The sequence below is a fragment of the Acinetobacter sp. AS5 genome (assembly GCF_048957595.1).
Lineage (GTDB): Bacteria > Pseudomonadota > Gammaproteobacteria > Pseudomonadales > Moraxellaceae > Acinetobacter.
The window spans coordinates 1-2,690 of the sequence record NZ_JARDAL010000110.1 but is presented as its reverse complement, the minus strand read 5'-3'; the positions used below and the strand labels follow the sequence as shown (position 1 = coordinate 2,690).

The 2,690-nt window shown below is 31.2% G+C and carries 4 protein-coding genes; 3 read left to right on the top strand and 1 reads right to left on the bottom strand.

What is annotated here, in order from left to right:
- Positions 1-141: 141 nt before the first annotated feature.
- Positions 142-1,287, top strand: a complete 1,146-nt coding sequence (locus PV763_RS17275) for a hypothetical protein (RefSeq protein WP_420938268.1) — start codon at positions 142-144, stop codon at positions 1,285-1,287.
- A 3-nt stretch (positions 1,288-1,290) separates the two neighbouring features.
- Entirely contained in the window at positions 1,291-1,713 is a 423-nt protein-coding gene (locus tag PV763_RS17270) for a hypothetical protein (RefSeq protein WP_062035460.1), read from the top strand.
- An 8-nt stretch (positions 1,714-1,721) separates the two neighbouring features.
- On the opposite strand, the gene PV763_RS17265 is transcribed toward PV763_RS17270, so the two are convergent.
- Entirely contained in the window at positions 1,722-1,928 is a 207-nt protein-coding gene (locus PV763_RS17265; protein WP_062035458.1) for a helix-turn-helix domain-containing protein, read from the bottom strand.
- Between the two features lie 95 nt (positions 1,929-2,023).
- On the opposite strand from PV763_RS17265, the gene PV763_RS17260 reads away from it, so the two are divergent.
- Positions 2,024-2,512: a hypothetical protein gene (locus PV763_RS17260; protein ID WP_062035456.1), complete on the top strand. Its 489-nt coding sequence runs from the start codon at positions 2,024-2,026 to the stop codon at positions 2,510-2,512.
- The last annotated feature ends 178 nt before the right edge of the window (positions 2,513-2,690 follow it).

Sequence of the window (2,690 nt, the reverse complement as noted above, 5' to 3'; positions counted from 1 at the left end):
TTCAGGGGTATATTTTAATTTTTTCATCGGGATAGTCTCTCAGAATATTGACTCTCCGACAAACCCGGTACGGTTCAATCAATCCTATTGCCCTCAATCAAAAAAATCCAGGTTCACAAAATTGTCAAGCGTGGTAATAAGTTGGAAAATCATTATCTAAAGAAAGATATTAGTGATTACATAAAGTCTTTGACGCCCAATTTTAAATCTGATTTACCATTTGTACATATTCTTAATGGAAATGAATTTAACGAGGAAATTTTATACGAGGATTTACTTTTTCTTCATGAATACAAGTCATTGAATCTTAGTAGAAAATTTAGCCATAAATCAAATGTAATTCCATTCACCTGTACTATAATAAATAATTTCTTAGGGGGTGGTCAGAATTTATCAGTCTTTGAGAAGTATTATCTCAAGGAAAATGATACAGAATATTCAAAATTGTCTACACATATTCCAAGGCATAATATTAACACGTTTCTTGCTTTATCCGGACTATCTGAGCATCTACAAGCTTTGCTTATGGGGCGAATAGATATTAAGCAAAATCAATACTATCAACATGTAGCAATTAAACATAGAAAAATTGCAGCTACCTTGTTGGACAAGCATGAATTGATACATTTAGACCACAAAGAAAATTATCTGCATTCTAATCCTGTAGAGTCAATTAAGCATGATGGTTATATGTATTTTTCAAAAGACCTAGATTTAGATAGTAATTTAAAAATGAATTTACAATCTTTTGATAATAAACAAGAGATCTCAGAGCACATTAAAAACTCTTTTTTTGAAGATATATTTTCTGATATTGCTGAAGCTTTTAATGAATTAAGTCATTCAGATCTTTCAAAAGCAGACTCCTTAGTCGAAAGACATGCTTACTTACATCCTTTACCATTTGGAGGCTGTATGCGTGATGTTGCCGTACACGATTGCCCAAAACGTATGGCATGTCAGTCAGGTGATAAATGTGGAAATTTCACTATTACGCATAGAAAAGGAGAACTAGACAACTTAGAATCTATGATTAATAGTTTAATCGTGAATTATCATAAAACTCTTTCCATAGTCCAGCATGATAAGTCTTATACCCATATGTTAAGTGAGATAAAAAATAAAATCTCAAATTTAAATGTAATCAAAGAGAGAGCCTTGTCTATACGCAATGACTTAACACCTATTCGTATATTTGATTATATTGATGAAAGTATAAAATTACCTCGTACACTATCTGAATTATTTGCTATCGAACAGCAAAAAATTGAATCAAGTAAGGCTTAGAAAATGTTACGTGGTAAGGAATTGGATCAAGTAATAGAAAATGAACTACAACTTATGTTAGTAGAGGGTTACGATAAATCCCCTATTTCAAATAAATCTGTCCACGATAGACTTGTAGCTAAAAAACATATTTCAGGAGGTTTAAGTACTCTAAGCAACTTGAAACGTAAAAGCTTAATTAGCCGGTATATTGCTGAACAAATTTCGCCCTTAAATCTTAAAACAAAAGATCAACAATTGTTTGTAAACAGAAAAACTAGACAAGCTCTGAGTAATTCAAATAAGGATTTGCAATATCAGGTTGAAACTTTAGAAAAGCAGTTACACAAAAATACAGAATTGCTGATTAGAATCGTCGAAGAAGTAAAAGTAAAGTCTAACGTTGAGATTGAACACATTTTGGCAAGATATTTGTTTAAAAGATAAAATATTGTTTAGGGGAGTAGTTGCTTTACATCCACTTCTAATACCTTAGCTATCATATATAGCTTTTCAACAGTGAGATTCACCTCTCCACGTTCAATGCGTCCCATGTAACTACGATCAATATTACACTGTAAAGCGAGCATCTCTTGCGTTATGTCCTTCTCTACTCTCTTCTTTCGGATAATATTACCTATTTTTGAAGATATTTCTGACATTCTAATTTGTCTGTACAAAAAATAGAAATATCACTATTTGAGGATTATATATCCACGGCTTATAATCCTCTTTTTGATTTAATTTGAATTAATTTATGTTTGATTTCCAGTTACCGCTTGGTGAAGAGTTTTTAGAAATTTTAAATTTTTGCGAAATTGTCGATTGGGAGGCTAAAGACTTTTGGAGTATGCTTGAAACTCCAGGACTTGCTTATCATGAAAGAAAAAAACTGAGAAGTCAGACATATACCAGTCTTCATTTATTAAGAAAGCACGGTTATTTAGCCGTTGAACGTGCAAACTACATGAAGAAATTATTTTTATATAGTCAAACAGAAAAACTCAAAAACATAAAAAAAACATCAGTTAAAGTTGATAAAAAACATATCCTAGTTTCATTAACTGAAGAGTTAGATCTTAAAATAACAGAATTGGCATCACAAATTGAATATGCTGCAGAGCTTCTGGTTTCATTACCTGAACTTGAAAGAGAGATCCTTAATTTTAGAAATTCTTTAGAGCATCAATTGAAAAAACATCAGATTGAAACCAATACTTTACATCAGTTACTTGAGTTCATATAACGATATGATTATTTGTGTGATTCATAGTCATCATTTCAATATAATTGGTATTTACGAACAGAGAAATTCAACAACGACTCGTATGGGTTATTATTTGAAGAGGCTTTGTTGCACAAACCTATCTGTAAAGGCTTTTTTAGCGATATAATTTTCAAATGAAGAAGCCTACACACAAAAT